The organism is Leisingera sp. F5 (assembly GCF_001593695.1).
Genome location: NZ_LUKH01000131.1, coordinates 1 through 5,225, shown reverse-complemented (window position 1 = coordinate 5,225; position 5,225 = coordinate 1). Strand labels below are relative to the sequence as shown.

4 protein-coding genes are annotated in these 5,225 nt (G+C 60.4%); 3 read left to right on the top strand and 1 reads right to left on the bottom strand.

The window, feature by feature from the left end; all coding sequences use genetic code 11:
• Positions 1-119: 119 nt before the first annotated feature.
• The 3 genes from pncA to pncB all read left to right on the top strand — a co-directional run bounded on the left by pncA (position 120) and on the right by pncB (position 4,407).
• On the top strand, positions 120-716 hold the full coding sequence (pncA, locus tag A2I95_RS25620; RefSeq protein WP_291734455.1) for a bifunctional nicotinamidase/pyrazinamidase: 597 nt from the start codon (positions 120-122) through the stop codon (positions 714-716).
• A 74-nt stretch (positions 717-790) separates the two neighbouring features.
• The gene (locus A2I95_RS25615) at positions 791-3,055 is read left to right on the top strand and encodes a PAS domain-containing sensor histidine kinase (RefSeq protein WP_291734453.1); all 2,265 of its coding nucleotides are present in this window, start codon (positions 791-793) and stop codon (positions 3,053-3,055) included.
• Between the two features lie 62 nt (positions 3,056-3,117).
• Complete coding sequence (gene pncB, locus A2I95_RS25610; protein ID WP_291734451.1) at positions 3,118-4,407, top strand: nicotinate phosphoribosyltransferase; 1,290 nt, start codon at positions 3,118-3,120, stop codon at positions 4,405-4,407.
• Positions 4,408-4,527: 120 nt separating this feature from the next.
• Here pncB and A2I95_RS25605 read toward each other — a convergent pair.
• Positions 4,528-5,225, bottom strand: a 698-nt coding sequence (locus tag A2I95_RS25605; protein WP_291734449.1) for an aldehyde dehydrogenase family protein, incomplete at its 5' end; no start/stop codon positions are given.

Genomic DNA, 5,225 nt, shown 5'->3' with positions numbered 1-5,225 from the left:
CAATAAAATAAGGGCTTTGGATGTATCTTTCCTGTCTCGCCGGGGCGCGGGTGGCCAACAGCAGTTCCCAAGCCCCGCCTGCACCGCTACATATTGTGTGCGCAGTATAGGAGATGCCGATGTTCCAGGCCCTGATCGTTGTCGATGTGCAAAACGATTTCTGCCCCGGAGGCGCTCTGGCAGTGCCCGGTGGGGATAAGGTGGTGGCCCCTATCAACGCAATGATGGACAGATTTGATGCAGTGATCCTGACGCAGGACTGGCACCCGGCGGGGCATTCCTCCTTTGCGTCTTCGCATCCGGGAAAGGATCCGTTTGAAACGACGGAAATGCCGTATGGCACCCAGGTTCTGTGGCCCGATCACTGTGTTCAAGGCACCGAGGGCGCGGCCTTCCGCAAAGACCTGCACACCGATGGCGACCTGATCATCCGCAAGGGCTTCCGGCCGGGGATCGACAGCTATTCGGGGTTCTTCGAGAATGATCAATCCACTTCCACCGGGCTGGAGGGCTACCTGCGCAGCCGCGGTATCACTGGTTTGACCCTGGCTGGGCTTGCCACTGATTTCTGCGTTGCTTTCACGGCCCTGGATGCGGCGCGGTTGGGATTTGATGTGACTGTTGATCTGGCCGCCTGCCGCGCTATCGACCTGAACGGATCGCTGCAAGCTGCTCTGAAGGAAATGGCGAGTGAAGGTGTTAATCTGCAATCTTAAGGAGACGGGGGCGAAATGTTAACAAAGGCATTGCTATGCTGTGCGGGCACCCGGACAGATGCCAAGGCTGATTGATGGACACTTCAGACTGGACCGGCAACGGAACGCTGGCCAAATTCAGTAAGCGATATGGATCGCTTGAGTTGCTGCTGCGCTATTGCCGCGGCCGTGTCCGCGCGTTCCGGGCCCGCCTGCTGTTCATGCTCTTTGCATTTGGCATTCTTGGATTGGCTGTGCCGCCGCTTTATGCGTTTCTGGCCTTTGCGCTTGCGCTTGCCGGGGATGTTGTGGACTGTCTTCTGCTGCGCCAGGCAGAACACCTGGTCCGCGGCGGGATGAGTGAGGGGCGGCTGCGGCTGCTGACGGCGCTGACCGCCTTTTTGCAGGCCTTGGCGCTTGGCGCGGCCGCGTCGGTCCCGTTCTGGGTCGAAACGCCGGCACTGCTGACGCATGCGCATAATGAGCCGTTGTTTGCCATCGGTTTGCTTACCGGGATGGCGATCAACGCCGGGCTGGTGCTGCCTTATCACCCGCGCGCTGTCCTTGCCAGACTTGTCACCTATGCTGGGTTGCCGGTGGTCTTTCTGGCAGCGGAGATCGTTGAAACACCGGTCCTGGCGCCGACGTATTATCCGCATCTGGCCGGGCTGCTTGTGCTTTTTACCTCCTTTTTCTGGTTTCTGACCTATGTCACACGCAATTTCAGCCGGACCCGCAAGGTCATGCTGGCCCAGGCCCTTCAGCAGGAGGAACTGGAGGCCGCCTATGTCCGGCTGTCCGATCAGAAAATGGAGGCCAAGCGCTTGGCGCTGGTTGCCAAAAATGCCAACGACAGTGTGATGTTGATGGACCGCGACGGGCGCATCACCTGGGTGAACGACAGTTTCACCCGCATCACCGGTTACAGCTTTGACGAGGCGCAGGGCCAGTTGCCCGGTGATTTGCTGAACAGCGGTGAGACGGACGCTGAGACCATCCGGCTGCTGCAAGACAGCGTTCTCCATGCGCGTCCTCTGCGGGTGGAAATCCGCAACCGCTGCAAGGACGGCCGGCGGGTCTGGATTGAGACCAGCCAGGTGCCGATGCTGAACGCCGACGGCGAGCTGGAAACGCTGATTGCAGTGGAGCGTGACATCACCGCCGCCAAGGAACGTGCCCAGCAATTGGAACAAGCCCGTATCGCCGCCGAGGAAGGCGCCCGGGCCAAGACTGATTTTCTGGCCACGATGAGCCACGAAATCCGCACACCGATGAACGGGGTGATCGGCATGGCGCAGCTGTTGCGCGACAGCAGCTTGAACGAAGAGCAAACCCTATACGCCGACACCATCCTTAGTTCGGCGGATACCCTGCTGGCGCTGATCAATGATGTCCTCGACTTTTCGCAAATGGATGCCGAAGAACTTAGCCTCAGCCAGGTCAACTTTGATCCGCACGCCTGCTTTGGGGATACCATACGTCTCCTGCAGGCCCAGGCCGACGCCAAAGGGCTGAGGCTGGTACTGAAAATCACGGGGCGTGTGCCCTGTCTGCTGCAGGGGGATGACCGGCGGATCCGGCAGGTTCTGATGAACCTCACTGGCAATGCGATCAAGTTCACCGACCAGGGCCGGGTGCTGGTGACACTGGATGCCGAACCGGCGGTATCCGGAGCGGGCCACGATCTGGTGTTCTCGGTGGCAGATACCGGCATTGGCATCGCTGCGGATAAACTTGGCAAGGTGTTTGAGCGTTTTTCCCAGGCGGATGCTGCAATCAGCCGCCGCTTTGGCGGCACCGGGCTTGGGCTGGCCATTTCCCGCCGTTTGGCGGAAGCGATGGACGGGAGTATCTCGGTCACGTCTGAACTTGGCTTGGGGTCCTGTTTTACGGTGCGGCTGCGGTTGCAGGCACCTCAGGCGGAGCCTGCAACCGCAGCCGCACCGGCCTATCCAGACGAGTCCTCGGCATTGGACGGCCTGCGGGTTCTGGTGGCCGAGGACAACGCGGTAAACCGGGTGCTGATTGAAAAATTCCTGCAATCCGCCCCGGTGGAACTGGCCTTTGCCGAAAATGGCTGCGAGGCAGTGGCACGTTTTGAGAACTTTGCCCCGGATGTCATTCTGATGGATATGTCGATGCCGGAAATGGACGGGCTGGAAGCCACCCGGATAATCCGTGCCCGGGCCCGCCTGCAGCCGGCCATTGTGGCTCTGACCGCCAATGCCTTCGACTCCGATCGCAAGGCTTGCCTGGATGCCGGTATGGATGACTTCATGAGCAAGCCGATCAACCGGGCCGTGCTATTAGACGTGCTGGGCCAACTGGCACCGCAGGCACAAGCGCGCCGCGCGGGTTGAATTCCTTGCCCCTGCAGGCGGGCTATTCTATCAATCAGTGACCCTTATGCACGAGGCTGCCGGTGGATATTGCAACCCGCGTCTACAATCACAAATGGAAGATCGATCCGATCGTCCGGTCGCTGATTGATACCGATTTCTATAAGCTTCTGATGTGCCAGTCAGTGTTCCGCAACAAACCGGACACGACTGTCACTTTCTCGCTGATTAACCGCTCCGCGAATGTGCCTCTGGCCGAACTGATCGACGAGGGCGAGCTGCGCGAACAGCTGGATCACATCCGCTCGCTGTCGCTCAGCCGCGGTGAAAGCACATGGCTGCGCGGCAATACCTTCTATGGCAAGCGGCAGATGTTCCGTCCCGATTTTATGGAATGGTTCGAGGGTCTGCGTCTGCCGCCTTATCATCTGGAACGCAGGGGCGATCAGTACGAGCTGACGTTCGAGGGCAAATGGCACGAGGTGATGCTGTGGGAGATCCCGGCGCTTGCGGTGCTGATGGAGCTGCGCAGCCGGGCGGTGATCAACAGCATGGGCCGGTTTGAGCTGCAGGTGCTCTATGCCCGCGCCATGACCAAGGTTTGGGAAAAGATCGAGCGTCTGCGGGACGTGGATGGGCTGACCATCGCCGATTTCGGCACCCGTCGCCGCCATTCCTTCCTCTGGCAGGATTGGTGCGTCCAGGCGATGCATGAGGGGCTGGGCGATAAATTCACCGGCACCTCCAATTGCCTCATCGCCATGCGCCGCGAGGTGGAGGCAATCGGCACCAATGCCCATGAGCTGCCGATGGTCTATTCCGCGCTGGCTGAAAATGACGCGAAGCTGGCCCAAGCGCCCTATGACGTGCTGTCCGATTGGCATGACGAGCACGAAGGCAACCTGCGCATCATCCTGCCGGATACTTATGGCACCACGGGGTTCCTGGACCGCGCGCCTGATTGGCTGGCCGGCTGGACCGGTATCCGTATCGACAGCGGCGACCCGGCCAAGGGCGCCAAGGTGGCGATCAATTGGTGGAAAGACCGCGGCGAGGATCCGGCGGAGAAACGGGTGATCTTTTCCGACGGGCTGGACGTGCAGCAGATCCAGGACCTGCACGCGCAGTTCTCGAACCGTACCAAGATCTCCTTCGGCTGGGGCACGCTGCTGACCAACGATTTCCGCGGGCTGGTGAAGGATAACGCGCTGGCGCCTTTCTCGCTGGTCTGCAAAGCGGTTGCCGCCAATGGCCGACCCACTGTGAAACTGTCGGACAACCCGGAAAAGGCGATGGGGCCTGCGGATGAAATCGAGCGCTACAAGCGGGTTTTCGGTGTCGGCAAGCAGGAACGGCAGGCGGTAATCGTCTGATAACACTTCGCCGGTCTTGCGGCAGGTATCCTGCCAAACGGTACAATTAGTGGCAGAAATTCTGCCCCAATGTTTCGCGCGCGAAACATTGGGGCAACAGTGCTGACCTATTGGCTTATCTCAGCCATGATGCGCCGCCACGGTCTTTAATTGCGAAAACCCATAGAGCGCCTCGAATCCCTTTTCCCGCCCGTGGCCGGATTTCCCGACACCGCCAAATGGCAGCTCCACCCCACCGCCGGCGCCGTAATTGTTGATGAAAACCTGTCCTGCATTCAGACGTTTCGCCAGCCGCATCTGCCGCGCCCCGTCGCGGGTCCAGACGCTGGCAACCAGCCCGTAATCGGTGCTGTTGGCAATCCGCAACGCGTCGTCTTCGGTGTCGAACGGGATCAGCACCTGTACCGGCCCAAAAACCTCCTCCCGTGCCAGCACGTGATCCGGCGGCACATCGGCAAACAGGGTTGGTTGCACATAGGCACCGCTCTCTGGCGCATGGGGAACGATTTTCCCGCGCCCCGCCACTGGCAGGTCCGCGCCTTGTTCTAGATAGCCCTCGACAATCTGTTTCTGGCGGGCAGAGATCAGCGGTCCGACCCGCAGATCCTCTGCTGCAGGCCCAACGGTCAGCGCGCCATAGGCCTCTGCCATCCGTGCCTTCACGTCCTCATAAACCCCGCGTTGCACCAGAATGCGCGAGGAGGCCGAACAGGTCTGGCCCGCGTTTTGTATCCCTGCGTTCACCAGGAACGGCAGGGCGGCGTCCAGATCCGCATCGCCGAACACCAGTTGCGGAGACTTGCCGCCCAGCTCCAGCG